The organism is Atlantibacter sp. (genome assembly GCF_032062175.1).
Lineage (GTDB): Bacteria > Pseudomonadota > Gammaproteobacteria > Enterobacterales > Enterobacteriaceae > Atlantibacter.
Map to the genome: position 1 here is coordinate 116,700 of NZ_DAMBQK010000009.1, position 16,688 is coordinate 133,387.

Annotated in this window: 17 protein-coding genes; 8 read left to right on the top strand and 9 right to left on the bottom strand. The window is 55.5% G+C overall.

Translation table 11 applies throughout. The features are described 5' to 3' along the window. Positions 1–408: 408 nt before the first annotated feature. Together xthA and RT120_RS10745 are read left to right on the top strand one after the other, a co-directional pair. The gene (xthA, locus tag RT120_RS10740) at positions 409–1,215 is read left to right on the top strand and encodes an exodeoxyribonuclease III (RefSeq protein ID WP_312982510.1); all 807 of its coding nucleotides are present in this window, start codon (positions 409–411) and stop codon (positions 1,213–1,215) included. A 24-nt stretch (positions 1,216–1,239) separates the two neighbouring features. After that, positions 1,240–1,653, top strand: a complete 414-nt coding sequence (locus RT120_RS10745; RefSeq protein WP_312982577.1) for a pyrimidine (deoxy)nucleoside triphosphate diphosphatase — start codon at positions 1,240–1,242, stop codon at positions 1,651–1,653. Here the strand turns inward: RT120_RS10745 and RT120_RS10750 are convergent. Continuing rightward, positions 1,613–1,885: a YnjH family protein gene (locus RT120_RS10750; RefSeq protein WP_409515040.1), complete on the bottom strand. Its 273-nt coding sequence runs from the start codon at positions 1,883–1,885 to the stop codon at positions 1,613–1,615. The genes RT120_RS10745 and RT120_RS10750 overlap by 41 nt on opposite strands. Positions 1,886–2,140: 255 nt before the next feature. On the opposite strand from RT120_RS10750, the gene gdhA reads away from it, so the two are divergent. After that, the gene (gene gdhA / locus RT120_RS10755) at positions 2,141–3,484 is read left to right on the top strand and encodes an NADP-specific glutamate dehydrogenase (protein ID WP_312982512.1); all 1,344 of its coding nucleotides are present in this window, start codon (positions 2,141–2,143) and stop codon (positions 3,482–3,484) included. A 41-nt stretch (positions 3,485–3,525) separates the two neighbouring features. Here gdhA and RT120_RS10760 read toward each other — a convergent pair whose 3' ends face one another. The 4 genes from RT120_RS10760 to RT120_RS10775 all read right to left on the bottom strand — a co-directional run bounded on the left by RT120_RS10760 (position 3,526) and on the right by RT120_RS10775 (position 7,535). After that, positions 3,526–3,702, bottom strand: a complete 177-nt coding sequence (locus RT120_RS10760; RefSeq protein ID WP_312982513.1) for a transcriptional regulator — start codon at positions 3,700–3,702, stop codon at positions 3,526–3,528. Between the two features lie 62 nt (positions 3,703–3,764). Further along, positions 3,765–5,708 (bottom strand): DNA topoisomerase III, encoded by a 1,944-nt coding sequence (locus RT120_RS10765; RefSeq protein WP_312982515.1) that lies wholly within the window; start codon positions 5,706–5,708, stop codon positions 3,765–3,767. A gap of 4 nt (positions 5,709–5,712) precedes the next feature. After that, positions 5,713–6,753 (bottom strand): selenide, water dikinase SelD, encoded by a 1,041-nt coding sequence (gene selD, locus RT120_RS10770; protein ID WP_312982517.1) that lies wholly within the window; start codon positions 6,751–6,753, stop codon positions 5,713–5,715. A 230-nt stretch (positions 6,754–6,983) separates the two neighbouring features. Further along, positions 6,984–7,535, bottom strand: a complete 552-nt coding sequence (locus RT120_RS10775; RefSeq protein WP_312982519.1) for an NAD(P)H nitroreductase — start codon at positions 7,533–7,535, stop codon at positions 6,984–6,986. Between the two features lie 175 nt (positions 7,536–7,710). Between RT120_RS10775 and sppA the strand changes: the two genes are divergently transcribed. The 3 genes from sppA to pncA all read left to right on the top strand — a co-directional run bounded on the left by sppA (position 7,711) and on the right by pncA (position 11,327). Beyond that, the gene (gene sppA, locus RT120_RS10780; protein ID WP_312982521.1) at positions 7,711–9,561 is read left to right on the top strand and encodes a signal peptide peptidase SppA; all 1,851 of its coding nucleotides are present in this window, start codon (positions 7,711–7,713) and stop codon (positions 9,559–9,561) included. Between the two features lie 97 nt (positions 9,562–9,658). Further along, on the top strand, positions 9,659–10,675 hold the full coding sequence (gene ansA, locus RT120_RS10785) for an asparaginase (RefSeq protein WP_312982522.1): 1,017 nt from the start codon (positions 9,659–9,661) through the stop codon (positions 10,673–10,675). 10 nt (positions 10,676–10,685) lie between these two features. Then, positions 10,686–11,327, top strand: a complete 642-nt coding sequence (gene pncA / locus RT120_RS10790; RefSeq protein WP_312982579.1) for a bifunctional nicotinamidase/pyrazinamidase — start codon at positions 10,686–10,688, stop codon at positions 11,325–11,327. 42 nt (positions 11,328–11,369) lie between these two features. On the opposite strand, the gene RT120_RS10795 is transcribed toward pncA, so the two are convergent. The 3 genes from RT120_RS10795 to msrB all read right to left on the bottom strand — a co-directional run bounded on the left by RT120_RS10795 (position 11,370) and on the right by msrB (position 13,422). Then, a complete protein-coding gene (locus RT120_RS10795) occupies positions 11,370–12,518 on the bottom strand; it encodes a hypothetical protein (protein ID WP_312982523.1) in 1,149 nt (382 codons plus the stop codon). Positions 12,519–12,688: 170 nt separating this feature from the next. Further along, a complete protein-coding gene (locus RT120_RS10800; RefSeq protein WP_312982524.1) occupies positions 12,689–12,967 on the bottom strand; it encodes a YeaC family protein in 279 nt (92 codons plus the stop codon). Between the two features lie 41 nt (positions 12,968–13,008). Further along, the gene (gene msrB, locus RT120_RS10805) at positions 13,009–13,422 is read right to left on the bottom strand and encodes a peptide-methionine (R)-S-oxide reductase MsrB (RefSeq protein ID WP_312982526.1); all 414 of its coding nucleotides are present in this window, start codon (positions 13,420–13,422) and stop codon (positions 13,009–13,011) included. Between the two features lie 346 nt (positions 13,423–13,768). On the opposite strand from msrB, the gene gapA reads away from it, so the two are divergent. Continuing rightward, positions 13,769–14,764 carry a glyceraldehyde-3-phosphate dehydrogenase gene (gene gapA / locus RT120_RS10810; protein WP_125292022.1) on the top strand — a complete coding sequence of 332 codons (996 nt, stop codon included), beginning with the start codon at positions 13,769–13,771 and terminating at the stop codon, positions 14,762–14,764. A 75-nt stretch (positions 14,765–14,839) separates the two neighbouring features. Then, entirely contained in the window at positions 14,840–15,727 is an 888-nt protein-coding gene (locus RT120_RS10815) for a D-hexose-6-phosphate mutarotase (RefSeq protein WP_312982527.1), read from the top strand. A 41-nt stretch (positions 15,728–15,768) separates the two neighbouring features. Here the strand turns inward: RT120_RS10815 and RT120_RS10820 are convergent, their stop codons facing one another. After that, positions 15,769–16,623 carry an aldo/keto reductase gene (locus tag RT120_RS10820; RefSeq protein ID WP_312982528.1) on the bottom strand — a complete coding sequence of 285 codons (855 nt, stop codon included), beginning with the start codon at positions 16,621–16,623 and terminating at the stop codon, positions 15,769–15,771. Between the last annotated feature and the right edge of the window lie 65 nt (positions 16,624–16,688).

A 16,688-nucleotide genomic window follows, 5' to 3' on the forward strand; every position in this document is an offset into this window, starting at 1 on the left:
TGGTAAATTAATGGTTGTTTAAATGTTAATAAATATGACGTGTTTGCACCCTGAATGTAGATTGCAGACTTCGTGCCAGCCAGCGGTAAAAATGCATAACGAGGGATTAAAGAAGTAATATCAACAACTTAAAAACCAGCATTATTCACTTAAACTGCATAAATAGTGAATAATTATCTATAAAGCGGCCTGCGCGCCACGATTTGCCGAAGGATTATTCATTGGTAAAATATAATTCTGGATTTGTGATCGCAGAGGGGATTTGCTCAGGCATCGAGCGCTTTTACAGGGCAATCTGCGCCATTTTGGTGCTTTCGGTGGCGTAACGCTGTCTTATACAACAGCAGGCATGCGGCCTCGATTTCTGCTACCATCCAGCCACTTATTGCTCTTGTAATGGCAGCGACTATGAAATTCGTCTCTTTTAATATCAACGGCCTGCGCGCCCGCCCTCATCAACTTGAAGCGATTGTTGAAAAACACCAGCCCGATGTGATTGGTTTGCAGGAAACCAAAGTCCATGACGATATGTTCCCCCTCGAAGAGGTGGCGAAGTTGGGCTACAACGTGTTTTACCACGGCCAGAAGGGCCATTACGGCGTGGCGCTGCTGACCAAAGAGACGCCGATTGCGGTGCGCCGCGGCTTCCCGGATGACGATGAAGAAGCCCAGCGCCGCATTATTATTGCCGAAGTGCCGTCGCCGCTCGGCAATCTGACGGTGATCAACGGTTACTTTCCCCAGGGCGAAAGTCGCGACCATCCGACCAAATTCCCGGCCAAAGAGAAGTTTTACCAGAACCTGCAACAGGTGCTGGAAACGGAGTTAACCAAAGAGAATCCGGTATTGATTATGGGCGATATGAATATCAGCCCAACGGATCTGGATATCGGTATCGGCGAAGACAGCCGTAAACGCTGGCTGCGCACCGGCAAGTGTTCCTTCCTGCCGGAAGAGCGCGAATGGCTGGGCCGCCTGCTCAATTGGGGCCTGGTGGACACCTTCCGCCACGCCAACCCGGAAACCCAGGATCGTTTCTCGTGGTTCGATTACCGCTCGCGCGGCTTTGATGACAACCGCGGCCTGCGTATCGACCTGCTGCTGGCAAGCCACCCGCTGGCCCAGCGCTGCGTGGAAACCGGCATCGACTACGATATCCGCAGCATGGAAAAACCTTCCGATCATGCGCCGGTGTGGGCGACCTTCAAGTTTTAAGGGTTCGGGATGGCTGAGTCAGCGATGAAAGAAATCGATGTGGTGGCCGCCATTCTGGAGCGCGACGGGAAAATCCTGCTGGCCCAGCGCCCGCCTGAAGGCGACCAGCCTGGCCTGTGGGAATTCCCCGGCGGGAAAGTCGAAGCCGGTGAAAGCCAGCGTGAGGCGTTGGTTCGTGAGCTGCGTGAAGAGCTGGCGATTGAGGCCGTACCTGCCGGTTACGTAGCAAGCTACAGTTGGCCGGTCAGCGGGCGGATGATCCATCTCCACGCCTGGCATGTGCCAGTCTGGCAGGGAGAGTTTCAGCAACTGAGCCACAGCGCGCTGGTGTGGTGTATGCCTGAACAGGCCAGCGATTACCCGCTGGCCCCGGCGGATATTCCGCTGTTAAACGCGTTTATGGCTTCACGCGCCGCCACACCAGCGGATGGGTACTGATGGTTTTGTCATCCCGCTGGCACTGCAACAACACGCCTTCCGCTTTGATTACCGCCCCTTCGGAGTAGTTTTGATCCTGATAAACGCAGCACTGATTGCAGGGCTGCGGCCGCTGGCCGCCGGAGCTGAACACCTCGGCGGGCACGTTGACATCCACATCCGGGCGATAACGCTCCGCCGCTGCGGGTAGCGCTATGGTCAGCATGAAAGCTGCCGCTAATAGCCGTTTCATGTTTTGCTCCTTGTTAAGCACCCGGTTAACTCCGCGATATTATTCATAATATAGCCGCTGGCTCTGCGCCTCGTTCGCCGAAAAGCCGTGTTTTTTGTCATCATTTTTTCTAATGGCAGGCTGAAAAAAATCCCGCTCGTGGTTAAATTTTTGCTTGATTTAAGGCCAACCGTCGATGGTATAGTCTTTTGTGCTGCATTTTTATGCATGAATATTACAAATAAAATCAATCTTCATAGCAGGAGCTTATGGTTTATGGGACAGACTTTATCATTGGCGCAGTTTCTCAATACCGTTGCCGCACGCGATCCGCACCAGGTTGAATTTGCACAGGCCGTTCGGGAAGTCATGACCACGCTGTGGCCGTTCATTGAACAGAACCCGCGCTATCGCAACAACGCGCTGCTGGAGCGCCTGGTAGAGCCGGAGCGTGTGATTCAGTTCCGCGTGGTGTGGGTGGACGATCGTAACCAGGTGCAAGTTAACCGCGCGTGGCGTGTGCAGTTCAACTCGGCTATCGGCCCGTTCAAGGGTGGAATGCGTTTTCACCCGACGGTGAACCTGTCGATCCTCAAATTCCTCGGCTTCGAGCAAACCTTTAAAAATGCCCTGACGACGTTGCCTATGGGCGGCGGCAAGGGCGGCAGCGATTTCGATCCGAAAGGTAAAAGCGATGGCGAAATCATGCGTTTCTGCCAGTCGTTGATGACCGAACTGTACCGCCATCTTGGCGCGGACACCGATGTGCCAGCGGGGGATATCGGCGTGGGCGGTCGCGAAGTGGGTTATATGGCGGGGATGATGAAAAAGCTTTCCAACAACACCGCCTGCGTGTTTACCGGCAAAGGCCTGTCGTTCGGCGGCAGCCTGATTCGCCCGGAAGCCACCGGTTACGGATTAATTTATTTTGTCGATGCGATGCTGAAGCAGCACGGTCTGGGCATGGAAGGGATGCGCGTGGCGGTGTCCGGCTCCGGTAACGTGGCGCAATACGCGATTGAGAAAGCGATGGCGTTTGGCGCGCGCGTGATCACCGCGTCGGACTCCAACGGCACCGTGGTGGACGAAGCCGGTTTTACCCAGGAAAAACTCGACCGCCTGTGTGAAATCAAAGCCAGCCGCGATGGCCGAGTTGCCGATTACGCCCGCGAATTTGGTTTGACCTATCTGGAAGGTAAGCAGCCGTGGGGCGTACCGGTGGATATTGCCCTGCCGTGCGCCACCCAGAACGAACTGGATACCGACGCTGCCCGTACCCTGATCGCCAACGGCGTGAAAGTGGTAGCCGAAGGCGCGAATATGCCAACCACCATCGAAGCCACCGATCTGTTCCTCGAAGCGGGCGTGCTGTTTGCGCCGGGCAAAGCCGCTAACGCGGGCGGTGTGGCGACGTCGGGTCTGGAAATGGCACAAAACGCCGCGCGGATGGGCTGGAAGGCGGAGAAAGTGGACGCCCGTCTGCACCACATCATGCTGGACATTCACCAGGCCTGCGTGGCGTGGGGCGAGCAGGACAAGCAGGTTAACTACGTGCGCGGCGCGAATATCGCCGGGTTTGTGAAAGTGGCCGACGCGATGTTCGCTCAGGGTGTGATTTAAACAAAAATGCCGCCTGCATTACGCAGGCGGCAGTTTAACGATCAGGCTGGCTGCCATTTGCAGCGAACCGGGGAAACGATTTTCCCCTGCTCTTTCAGGCTTTTAAATGCCTTATCAATGACCTTGCGTTCAAGGTCGCACAGCTTTTCAATTTCGCCTGCCGAAACCGGTTTACCGGCCTGCGCCATCAGTTGCAGCACCTTTGCTTCGTTATCCATTTGTTCACTCCATGTGGTGATAATTTGCCGCGCCAGTATACCGATGTGCGGTCACGGTAAAATTAGCCTGCCGCATTTTGAGAAGAAGGCGCGTCCGGTTTCTTTTTGCGTTTGGCGTAGCGGGGTTTCCCCTCACCTTTGGCCTGGGGCGCAATCAGTCCGCGGAACTGGCGGACCGGCGTTACCCGCGCCTGATCGATAAGCGAATACAAGGTTTGCACCAGCGGCTCCATAAAGTCCTGGTAGCGGCGCTGCTTTTCGCTGATTTGCGTCAGCACCGACTCCCAGTGCGCGGTCATATCCGGTCTGGCGGCCTGTTCGGGCAGTGAGTGAATTAACGCACGCCCTGCTTCGGTAGAGTGAATGTAGCGGCCCTTTTTCACCAGGAAACTGCGTTTAAACAGCAGTTCGATAATCCCGGCGCGCGTTGCCTCGGTGCCTAATCCATCGGTAGCGCGCAGGATCTTCTTGAGATCTTTATCCTGCACAAAGCGCGCGATACCGGTCATGGCCGACAGCAGCGTGGCATCGGTGAAATGGCGCGGCGGCTGAGTTTGCCGCTCCACCACTTCGCCGTGTTCGCACAGCAGCCGGTCGCCTTTCGCCACCACCGGTAGCGGCGTGCCGTCGTTATCTTCATCACGCTCTTTCGCGCCCAGCAGCGTACGCCAGCCCGCTTCCGCCAGGAAACGCGCTTTGGCGATAAACTTGCCGCCGGCGATATCCAGCTCAATGGTGCATTTGCGAAACACCGCATCGGCGCAGAACTGCATCAGATACTGGCGGGCGATCAAGTTGTACACCTTCGCTTCATCCTGGGACAGCGATACGTTAGAGCTACGCGCCGTGGGGATAATGGCGTGGTGGGCATCGACCTTTTTGTCGTCCCAGCAGCGGTTACGGATTTCGGTATCCACCGCCGGCTGCGGCAGTAAATCCTTTGCGTGAACGCTGATGGCGTTGATCACCGCGTGGCGTCCGGCAAAGTGTTCCTCTGGCAGGTAGCGGCTATCAGAACGCGGATAGGTAATCAGCTTATGGGTTTCATACAGCTTCTGGCAGATATCCAGCACGTTCTGGGCGCTCAGGCCGAAGCGTTTGGCGGCGTCAATTTGCAGCGCTGACAGCGAAAACGGCAGCGGCGCGGGTTCACTTTCGCGTTTATCGGCGTAGGAGGTGACGTCCGCCGGCTGGCCTGCGATGCGCTTTACCACATGTTCGGCCAGCGCCCGGTTGAGCAAGCGACCCTCTTCATCCTGGTGCGGCTCGCAGGCTTCGCTGGGTTGCCACACCGCCACAAAGCGCTCATCTTTTAGGGTGACGATATGCGCTTTGACTTCGAAATAATCTTTAGCGACAAAGTTTTCGATCTCTTCGTCACGCCGCACCACCAACCCAAGAACCGGGGTCTGGACCCGGCCCACCGACAGTACGCCCTGATAGCCCGCGTTACGGCCCAGCAGCGTCCAGGCACGGGTCATGTTGATGCCGTACAGCCAGTCGGCGCGGGCGCGGGCCAGCGCTGAGACGCACAGCGGCACAAACTCGTTGTTAGAACGTAAACGGGAAATCGCCCGTTCTACCGCCTGGGGGTTGAGATCATTGATCAGGCAGCGCTGCACCTGCTTACGTTTCTCCGGGGAGAGCGCCAGATAATCCAGCACTTCATCCACCAGCAATTGCCCTTCGCGATCCGGGTCACCGGCGTGAACCACTTCGCTGGCGTCGCTGAGCAGCTTTTTGATCACGTTGAGCTGTTTCGCCACCGACGGGCGCGGCTGGAGCTGCCATTTCTGCGGGACGATGGGCAAATCAGCCAGGTTCCAGCGGGCGTAGCGGCTGTCATACGCATCCGGCTGCGCCTGCTCGAGAAGGTGGCCCACACACCATGTCACCACCTGATCGTTACCGCAGGCGATAAAGCCATCGCCGCGTCGATGGGGCTTAGGCAGTACATCGGCAATCGCGCGGGCGAGGCTGGGTTTTTCGGCAATAAATAACCGCATTGTGTTAGCGGATCTCAATCATCGGGCGGCCACCGCGTGCGGTTTTCAGTTCGCCAATCGCGGTCAGGGTGATGCCGTGGCGGGCAGCGACTTCTGCCACGTCCCTTTCGCAACCCGGCTCTACTGCCAGCAGCAGACCACCGGAGGTTTGCGGATCGCACAACAGATCGCGCCAGTGCGGCGGCATGTCACCCATCAAATGGCCATAGCTGGCGAAGTTGCGGCCGCAACCGCCCGGCGCACAGCCTTTGGCGATGTACTCTTCCACGCCCGGCAGCTTCGGCACGTCCTGATACCAGATTTCCGCCTGGAGCCCTGCGCCCTGGCAAACTTCGCTCAGATGGCCCAGCAGGCCGAAGCCGGTGACGTCGGTCATGGCTTTTACGCCGTCGATTTCCGCGAAATCTGCGCCGGCTTTGTTCATCTGGCACATCACTTCCGTCGCCAGCCCGGCGTGCTCTTCGCGCAGCAGGTTCTTTTTCCCGGCGGTGGTTAGCACGCCGATACCCAGCGGTTTGGTGAGATAGAGTTTGCAGCCCGCCGTGGCGGTGCTGTTGCGCTTAACGCGTTCAGTCGGCACCACGCCGGTGACCGCCAGCCCGAAGATCGGCTCCGGCGCGTCGATGGAGTGCCCCCCCGCCAGCGCGATACCCGCCTGCTGGCAGGCGTGGCGACCCCCTTCAATCACCTGGGCGGCGATTTCCGGGGCCAGTTTATCCACCGGCCAGCCCAGAATGGCGATGGCCATAATCGGTTTGCCGCCCATCGCGAAAATGTCGCTGATGGCGTTAGTGGCGGCGATGCGGCCAAAATCGAACGGATCGTCAACGATCGGCATAAAGAAGTCGGTGGTGCTAATCACGCAGGTGCCATTCCCCAAATCGTACACCGCCGCATCGTCGCGGGTTTCATTGCCCACTAAAAGTCGCGGATCAACAAATTTGGCCTGGTTGCTATGCAGAATGGTTTCCAGCACTTTCGGGGAAATTTTACAGCCGCATCCTGCACCGTGGCTGTACTGGGTTAAGCGAATGGCTTCTTTCATGGACATCTCCTGTCGATAGTTGACGCTTCATGTCATACAGGCTGTCTATACCCTAAATAATTCATGTTACAAGACTCAGGAGCTTACATAAGTAAGTGACTGAGGCGAGTAAGGAAGCCAACGCGCCTGTAGCATGAAGTATGACGGGTATATGGTAGCGCCAGAAGTATCAGGAGGTAAGTAGCTCCGTCTGAATTGCGAGGCTTTCGCTCACAATCCAGACAGATTGGTCAAAAGTGGCGGACGAAAGGAGAGGTGTCGGGGATGTTGGTGGTAGTAGAGGCTTTTAATTGCGGCGTGCCGAGATACAGGAAACCGACAATTTTGTCCTGCTCGCGGCATTCAAAGGCTTCACGCACCTGCGGGTTGTCGGTCATCGGGCCGCTGCGCCAGATGCCGTTAAAGCCCTGCGCCAGCGCCGCCATCTGCATTGCCATGACCGCGCAGCCAGCGGACAGCAGTTGCTCCCACTGCGGCACTTTATGATGCTCTTCGCATTTCGCGACTACGGTGACGATCAGCGGCGCGCGAAACGGCCCGCTGCGCGCTTTCTCAATGGCTTTATCGTCGAGCCCGCTATCCCGTGCTGCCTTTTCGAGCAGTTGGCTGAAGCGCTCGCGGCCTTCGCCTTCAATCATAAAGAAACGCCACGGCTGTAGCGTGCCGTGATCCGGCGCGCGCATCGCGGCGCGGATAATGTTTTCACGCTGCTCGCCCTGCGGGGCGGGCTCCGCCAGGCGGGAAGCGCTGCGGCGGTTAACTAACAGGTCTAATGCGTCCATTTTCCGGCTCCATCAGTGATTTTCTTACACAAAATTAACACACACCCTCAGTTTGTTACAGCTTAGCGGCTGATTGCTGCTGACAAGCGCGAACTCAAAATTTAGGATACCCTTCTTGCTATGCGTTACGCATAGTGCGAACCGAGATCTTGTTAATCACCTTCAGGGAGAATACATGCGCACCCTTTGGCGTATTTTTGCCGGTTTTTTCAAGTGGACGTGGCGTCTGCTTAATTTCATCAGGGAACTGGTGCTCAATCTGTTCTTTATTTTACTGGTGATGGTGGGCGTTGGGATTTGGCTGCAAATGAGCAACTCCCCTGCCGAACCGTCGCGCGGCGCGCTGCTGCTGGATATCAGCGGCGTGGTGGTGGATAAACCCTCGGTGAGCAATAAGCTCGGCGTGATTGGCCGCCAGCTGTTTGGCGCGTCCTCCGACCGGCTTCAGGAGAACTCGCTGTTCGATATCGTCGACGCCATCCGCCAGGCGAAGGATGACCGCAACATTACCGGCATCGTGCTCGATTTACGTGATTTCGCGGGTGCCGACCAGCCGTCGATGCAGTATATCGGCAAGGCGTTGCGCGAGTTCCGCGACAGCGGTAAACCGGTGGTTGCCACCGGCGACAGCTACAGCCAGGGCCAATATTACCTGGCGAGTTTCGCCAATAAAATCTGGCTGTCCCCCCAGGGCACCGTGGATTTGCACGGTTTCGCCACCAACGGCCTGTATTACAAGTCGTTGCTGGATAAGCTGAAGGTCACTACGCACGTGTTCCGCGTTGGCACTTATAAATCGGCGGTGGAGCCGTTTATCCGTGACGATATGTCGCCGGAAGCCCGTGACGCCGACAGCCGCTGGATTGGCGAGTTGTGGCAGAACTATCTGGCGACTATCGCGGCGAACCGCCAGATCCAGCCGAACCAGGTATTCCCCGGCGCAGCGGCGCTGCTGGCAGGCTTGCAACAGAACGGCGGCGATACCGCGAAGTACGCGCTCGACAATAAACTGGTGGATGCACTGGGTTCGAGCGCCGAGGTGGAAAAAGCGCTGACCAAACAGTTCGGCTGGAGCAAAAAAGACAAGAATTACAGTGCCACCAGCTTCTACGATTATCAGTTGAATAAGCGTTCGGAACAGGGTGATGCGATTGCCGTGGTGTTCGCTAATGGCGCGATCATGGACGGTGAAGAAACGCCGGGCAACGTCGGCGGCGACACCACCGCCTCGCAGATCCGCGAAGCGCGTCTGGACCCGAAAGTGAAAGCAATTGTACTGCGGGTCAACAGCCCTGGCGGCAGCGTTTCGGCATCGGAAGTGATTCGTGAAGAGCTGGCGGCGGCGAAAGCGGCGGGCAAACCGGTAGTGGTTTCCATGGGCGGTATGGCGGCATCCGGCGGTTATTGGATCTCCACCCCGGCCAATTACATTATGGCCAACCCCAGCACGCTCACCGGCTCCATCGGCATCTTCGGGGTTATCAACACCGTGGAAGACAGCCTGAGCGCCATCGGCGTGCACACCGACGGCGTGGCAACGTCAGCGCTGGCGGATGTGTCAGTGACCAAAGCGCTACCGCAGGAAGTGCAGCAGTTGATGCAGTTGACTATCGAAAATGGCTATCAGCGCTTTATCTCCCTGGTGGCCCAGTCGCGTAACAAGACGCCGCAGCAGATCGACAGCATCGCCCAGGGCCACGTCTGGACCGGCCAGGACGCGAAAGCTAACGGTCTGGTGGACAGCCTGGGTGACTTTGACGATGCGCTGCACAAAGCGGCGGAGCTGGCGAAACTGAAGCAGTGGCATGCGGATTTCTATCAGGACGAACCGACCTTTATGGATACCGTGTTCGCCAGCATGACCGGCTCGGTGCGCGCCATGCTGCCTGAAGCGTTGCAGGCCTATCTCCCTGCGCCGGTGGTGCAGGCGGCCAGCGCGGTGAAAACCGAAACCGATAAACTGGCGGCGTTTAACGACCCGCGCCACCGCTACGCGTTCTGCTTAACCTGCGGCGACGTTCGCTAAACTCAACAAGCCCGGCGCTGCCGGGCTTGTTTTCGCGTCCTATCCTGAGCGCGCATCGTATATACTTCGCGTGTTTATCCTTAACGAACTCAAGACCATGTCCAAGAAATCCATTTACGTTGCCTATACCGGCGGTACGATCGGTATGCAGCGTTCTGAACAGGGCTACATTCCCGTCTCCGGACACCTGCAACGCCAACTGGCGCTGATGCCCGAGTTCCATCGCCCGGAAATGCCCGACTTCACTATCCATGAATATCAGCCGCTGATGGACTCATCAGATATGACGCCGGAAGACTGGCAGCACATCGCCGATGACATCAAAGACAATTACGACCAGTACGACGGTTTTGTGATCCTGCACGGCACCGACACCATGGCGTTCACCGCGTCGGCGCTGTCGTTTATGCTGGAGAATCTCAGCAAGCCGGTGATTGTCACCGGGTCGCAAATCCCACTGGCGGAGCTGCGCTCTGACGGGCAGATTAACCTGTTGAACGCGCTGTACGTGGCGGCGAACTATCCCATTAGCGAAGTGACGCTGTTCTTCAATAATTGTTTGTATCGCGGCAACCGCACCACCAAAGCCCACGCCGACGGTTTTAACGCTTTCGCCTCCCCTAACCTGTCGCCGCTGCTGGAGGCGGGCATTCATATTCGCAAACTGAACACGCCTGCCGCGCCGCACGGCGATGGGCCGCTGGTTGTCCACCCGATTACGCCGCAGCCGATTGGCGTGGTGACCATCTATCCGGGGATTTCCGCCGATGTGGTACGCAACTTCCTGCGCCAGCCGGTAAAAGCGCTGATCCTGCGTTCTTACGGCGTCGGCAACGCGCCGCAAAACCAGGAATTTTTAAAAGAGCTGCACGACGCCAGCGAGCGCGGCATCGTGGTGGTCAATCTTACCCAGTGTATGTCCGGGAAAGTGAACATGGGCGGTTACGCCACCGGCAACGCGCTGGCTCAGGCGGGAGTCATTGGCGGTTTTGATATGACCGTGGAAGCGACACTGACCAAATTACATTTTTTATTAAGCCAGGGATTAAGCGCATCGGCCATTCGGGAAGCGATGATGCAGAACCTGCGGGGAGAACTCACGCCTGATGAATAACGTCACCATCATGACCCAGCGCGCACTGCTGCTGGTGGATTTACAGAACGATTTTTGCGCCGGGGGCGCGCTGGCAGTCGCGGAAGGCGATAGCACAATGGATATCGCCAATCGCCTAATCGACTGGAGCCGTACACGCGGCGACGCGATTGTAGCCAGCCAGGACTGGCACCCGGCGGATCACGGCAGTTTCGCCAGCCAGCATAACGCTGAGCCTTTTACCCAGGGCGAGCTGGACGGTTTTCCGCAAACCTGGTGGCCGGATCACTGTGTACAGTTGACCGAGGGTGCGGAGCTGCATCCGCTGCTCAACCAGAAAGCCATCGACGCGGTGTTTCATAAAGGTGAGAACCCGCTGATCGACAGCTATAGCGCGTTTTTTGATAACGAGCATCGCCAGAAAACCGCCCTGGATGAGTGGCTGCGACATCACGGTATCAAAGAGCTGGTGATTATGGGCCTGGCGACGGACTACTGCGTGAAGTTTACGGTGCTGGACGCGCTGAAGCTGGGTTACACGGTCAATGTGATCACCGACGGCTGCCGTGGGGTGAATCTGGCTGCGCAGGACAGCGCCCATGCGTTTATGGAAATGGCGGCGGAAGGCGCGACGCTGTATACCCTGGACGACTGGCTGGAAACGCAGGTTTGATAACCGGCCCGGAGATCTTCCGGGCCTGGTTTATATTTAATCTTAGTCGCCACCGCTGATGTCGGTGTGTGTATGAGCACTGTCCGGTTCTGATGATAATGCTTCATCGAAAATATGCTCATAACGTTCAACTTTTGCGTATTGATATTGCCCGACCCAATAGGGTTTGTCGCTGTTATTGCGCATCAGTTTTTCAACCGTCTTGCTCCATGTGCTCAGATAGTCATGACTAATCGCATAAGGGAGTAATGTTTCTATCTCAGGGAATGGCTCTTTCGGCGAGTTGGGTTTATAGCAATGCAGATGATAAAACTGTCTGGCAAAGTACGCCTTAATGCCCGGTAAAATTCTCTTTCCTTCATCAGTATGGGTTACCTGATATGTCTGAAAATAACTGCCCATCAGCGTACAGATAAATGAAATATAGACGCTGCCTGGCGGCAGAATAAAATCAGCGTTATTGATAAAATAGATGGCAAAGGCAGTGAATGGACCTGATATCAGCAGCGGAATGATAACCATATTAAGCGTGAATTTTTCATGGTGCGGATTGCGGTCGTTAAGCGTAGAAATAATGATAAGTATGAACGGGATAACGAAAATATAAAGGAAGAACACGACAAAACCCAACCCTTGTTCTGTACTTATCCCCAGCCAACATGCCATCGCCAGTGTGCACAGGTATCCCAATATAAGGGATATGGAGCCGGGAATCACAAACCGGGACGCTGCATTTTTATACATTGTTGAAACATGCCTGTGCAGATCCACTAATGGCTGAAATTCATGCCCGCTAATTTCAATTTCACGCGAACCTGGAAAGAGGTGGTTTTGCATCGCCAAAACAAAATTACGCTTCATTGCAGGCAATGATTCCGGCGTTCCCCCCCACTTGATATGCAGCGCAATGTTCTTTTCTTCAAGAACCGATTTATTGGTTATGAATAGAGAAATGCAGTCGGCAAAAAAATGTTTATGGGAATAATAGCCCCCATTTAAAATGTACGCCAGAAATCCCTCTGGATAGTGTTCAGGAATAAATTCACTTTTAGTCACCTGGCCATTTCGTCTGTCGCGCCGACGACGGTAGGGAAACCATACAAAACAGTACATCAGCATTCCCAACCACAATAAATTAATCCATGTTACAGAGAGTGCCGGGATTAACAGGTACTTCCATGTTTCAGACATAAACGCTCCTCCTGCGGGGTAGAGTATCTACTCATGAAGGAAAAGCGATTACGGAAGAAAAAAATAAGAATTAACTAACGCTAACAGGGCACGCGACCCACTAAAGCTTTAGATGCCGGGACGCAACCGCGTCGCCTTGCTATCAAAACCGATTAATAGCAAGGCGCTTATCACTGAGGCTTAAGCTTCGCAATCGTCGGCGGAACAATCCCGAATTCTTCTTTGAACTGCTGCTTGCTCTTCATCACAATCTGGCCGTCTGTGCCAATCGACATATGGTCCGGGTTGTGGTTGTGGCGCGTCTGCCACAGCATCACTAACTGCATGCTGTTGGCTTTTTGCTCGTCGGTTAACGCGACGCCGTCGGGCCATTTGCCCAGTTCCACGGCGGTGACCAGACGTTGATACACTTCCGGCGTCATGCTGTTAATCAGGTCATCAATGTTCATTTTCGCACTGCTCCACTGGAATAGTTTGCTGAATCGATTTTTCAGCCTTTGGTTTGCGCGCCGTTTTCCTCATCGGTAAAGCTCAGCGAGGCGGAATTCACGCAGAAGCGCTCGCCGGTGGGCTTTGGCCCGTCCGGGAAAACGTGCCCCAGATGGGCGTCGCAGTTGCCGCAGCGGATTTCGGTGCGTTGCATACCGTGTGAGTAATCATTCAAATAGCGGATCGCGTTTTCGCTCACCGGTTCGAAAAAGCTCGGCCAGCCGCAGCCCGAATCATACTTGGTTTGCGAGTGAAACAGCGCCGCATCGCACACCAGACAATGGTAAACGCCCTCGCGCTTATTATGCAGCAAACGCCCGGTAAATGGCGCTTCGGTGCCATGTTGCTGAGTAACGTAAAACTGCACGTCAGTCAGCGTTTTCTTCAAATCTTCCGGGGACATGTTGTTAGCCATAGGTTCACTTCTCGGCAGGGTTAAACAGATCACATTATCTGCCAGATTCTAACAAAACATTAACAGTACGGTGCTAACTTTTGATCTAAACTTAGTGCCAGGTAAACGGCAGCGGGTTGTTTGTGACTCACATCACAATTTTGATCTCGCTGTTCTTTAAAATGTCCCGCGGCGTCCCCATGTGGGATGGCAGCACAAAAGGAAATGTTTGACGTGTTATTCGCGCAAAGGTTGTTCAGCAGATTGATTTGTCGCAATGATTGACACGATTCCGCTTGACGCTGCGTAAGGTTTTTGTAATTTTACAACCAACCTTTTATTCACTAACAAATAGCTGGTGGAATATATGACTATCAAAGTAGGTATCAACGGTTTTGGCCGTATCGGTCGCATTGTTTTCCGTGCTGCTCAAACGCGTTCTGACATCGAAATCGTTGCAATCAACGATCTGTTAGATGCTGAGTACATGGCTTACATGCTGAAATATGACTCCACTCACGGTCGTTTCGACGGCACCGTTGAAGTGAAAGACGGTCACCTGGTCGTTAACGGCAAGAAAATCCGTGTTACCGCTGAAAAAGATCCGGCTAACCTGAAATGGAACGAAGTCGGTGTTGACGTTGTTGCTGAAGCAACCGGTATCTTCCTGACCGACGAAACCGCACGTAAACACATCACCGCTGGCGCGAAAAAAGTTGTGCTGACTGGCCCGTCCAAAGACGACACGCCGATGTTCGTTAAAGGCGCTAACTTTGAAAAATATGCTGGCCAGGACATCGTTTCCAACGCGTCCTGCACCACCAACTGCCTGGCTCCGCTGGCTAAAGTTATCAACGACAACTTCGGCATCATCGAAGGCCTGATGACTACCGTTCACGCGACCACCGCGACTCAGAAAACCGTTGACGGCCCGTCTCACAAAGACTGGCGCGGCGGCCGTGGCGCAGCTCAGAACATCATCCCGTCCTCTACCGGTGCGGCTAAAGCTGTGGGTAAAGTTCTGCCGGAACTGAACGGCAAACTGACGGGTATGGCGTTCCGCGTTCCGACCCCGAACGTATCCGTAGTTGACCTGACCGTTCGTCTGGAAAAAGCCGCTTCTTACGAAGACATCAAGAAAGCCATCAAAGCCGCTTCTGAAGGCGAAATGAAAGGCGTTCTGGGCTACACCGAAGACGACGTTGTTTCTACCGATTTCAATGGCGAAATCTGCACTTCTGTGTTCGATGCCAAAGCCGGTATCGCACTGAACGACAACTTTGTGAAACTGGTTTCCTGGTACGACAACGAAACTGGCTACTCCAACAAAGTACTGGACCTGATCGCTCACATCTCCAAATAAGTTGAGATGAACGATTGATCCTGAGAGGGCGACGATGGTCGCCCTTTTTTTTGGTCTGAACAGAGGATGATGGACATGATAAATCGTATTTTCGCGCTGCCGGTTGTAGAGCAAATCACGCCAGCGATTTCGCTGCGCAAGATGGACGAGCTGGATGTTGTGGTGATTGAGCATCCGAAGGCCCGCGCATCGTTGACGTTACAGGGCGCGCATCTGCTCTCATGGAAACCGGCTGGCGAAGAAGAAGTGCTGTGGCTGAGCGACAATACGCCGTTCAGCAAAGGCGTGGCGATCCGCGGCGGTGTGCCGATTTGCTGGCCGTGGTTTGGCCCGGCAGCGCAAAAAGATCTGCCGGCTCACGGGTTCGCCCGTAACCTGCCCTGGACGCTACAGGCCCATAACGAAGATGAAAACGGCGTAGTGGTTACCTTTGAATTGCAGAGCAGCGAAGTCTCGAAGCAGTACTGGCCGCACGACTTCACTCTGTATGCGCGCTTTAAGCTGGGCGCAACCTGCGAGATGGAGTTGGAAGCGCACGGCGAGTTTGAAACCTGGTCCGCGCTGCATACCTACTTCAACGTGGGCGATATCAGCGCGGTGAAGGTGAGCGGCCTCGGCGATCGCTTTATTGATAAAGTGAACGACGCTAAAGAAGACGCGTTAGCCGACGGCGTGCAAACTTTCCCGGATCGCACCGACCGCGTGTACCTGAACCCGGAAGCGTGCAGCGTGATCCACGACGGCGCGCTGAAACGCACTATCGACGTTGTCCATCATCACCACTGCAACGTGGTGGGCTGGAACCCAGGCCCGGCACTGTCTAAAGCGATGGCGGATATGCCGGACGACGGTTACAAAACCTTTGTCTGCGTTGAAACCGCCTGCGCCACCGTAGCCCAGAAAGCCAGCGAAGAGAAACCGTCTCGCCTGGCGCAATCTCTGCGCGTCGCCAAAAAAGCCTAAGCTAAACGCCCTCCCCTTGCCCGGCGGTAAGGGGAGCGGTGTTACACCACATCCAGCGGCATTTTTCTGCCCGGCGGCGGAAATGCGGTATCCAGTTGTTCAATATCCTGCGCGGTTAATTTCACATCCAGCGCGGCGGCGTTTTCTTCTACATGTTTAATCGTCGAAGCTTTCGGAATGGCCAGCACGCCTGGACGACGGATAACCCACGCCAGCAGCACCTGGGCCGCCGTCACGCCTTTCTCCTGCGCGAGGGTATTCACGACGGCGTTATTCATCAGGTCGTCACGCAACCGCCCGGCCTGAGCCAGCGGGCAATAGGCCATGACCGGCATATGGCGCTCGGCGCACCACGGCAGCAAATCGTATTCGATACCCCGCGAGCCGAGATGGTACAGCACCTGATTGGTTGCGCACTCCTGGCCTCCTTTCAGCTTCCACAGGGTTTGCATATCGTCAACGTCCAGGTTCGAGACGCCCCAGCGGCCAATTTTGCCCTGCGCCATTAATGACTCCATGGCGGCAAGAGTTTCTTCAAAGGGAATGTTGCCGCGCCAGTGCAGCAAATAGAGATCGAGATAATCGGTACCGAGGCGTTTCAGGCTGGCTTCGCACGCCGCCTGGTTTTTTTGACCGCCCGCGTTCCAGGGATACACTTTTGAGACCAGATAGACCTCATCGCGCCTGCCGCGAATCGCCTCGCCGACCACTTTTTCCGCGCCCCCCTCCGCGTACATTTCTGCGGTATCGATAAGCGTCAGCCCCAGGTCGATGCCCCGTTGCAGAGCAGCGACTTCCTGGCGGCGCTGGGCGGCGTTTTCACCCATATACCAGGTGCCCTGCCCAATTGCCGGTATTGGCGTTGAATGAGAAAAAAAATGCGTAAGGTTAGCCATGGTTTCCTCCGCTCATTAAAGGTTTGCACCACAGTAAGACAAACGGGGCGCAAGCGCCCCGTGAG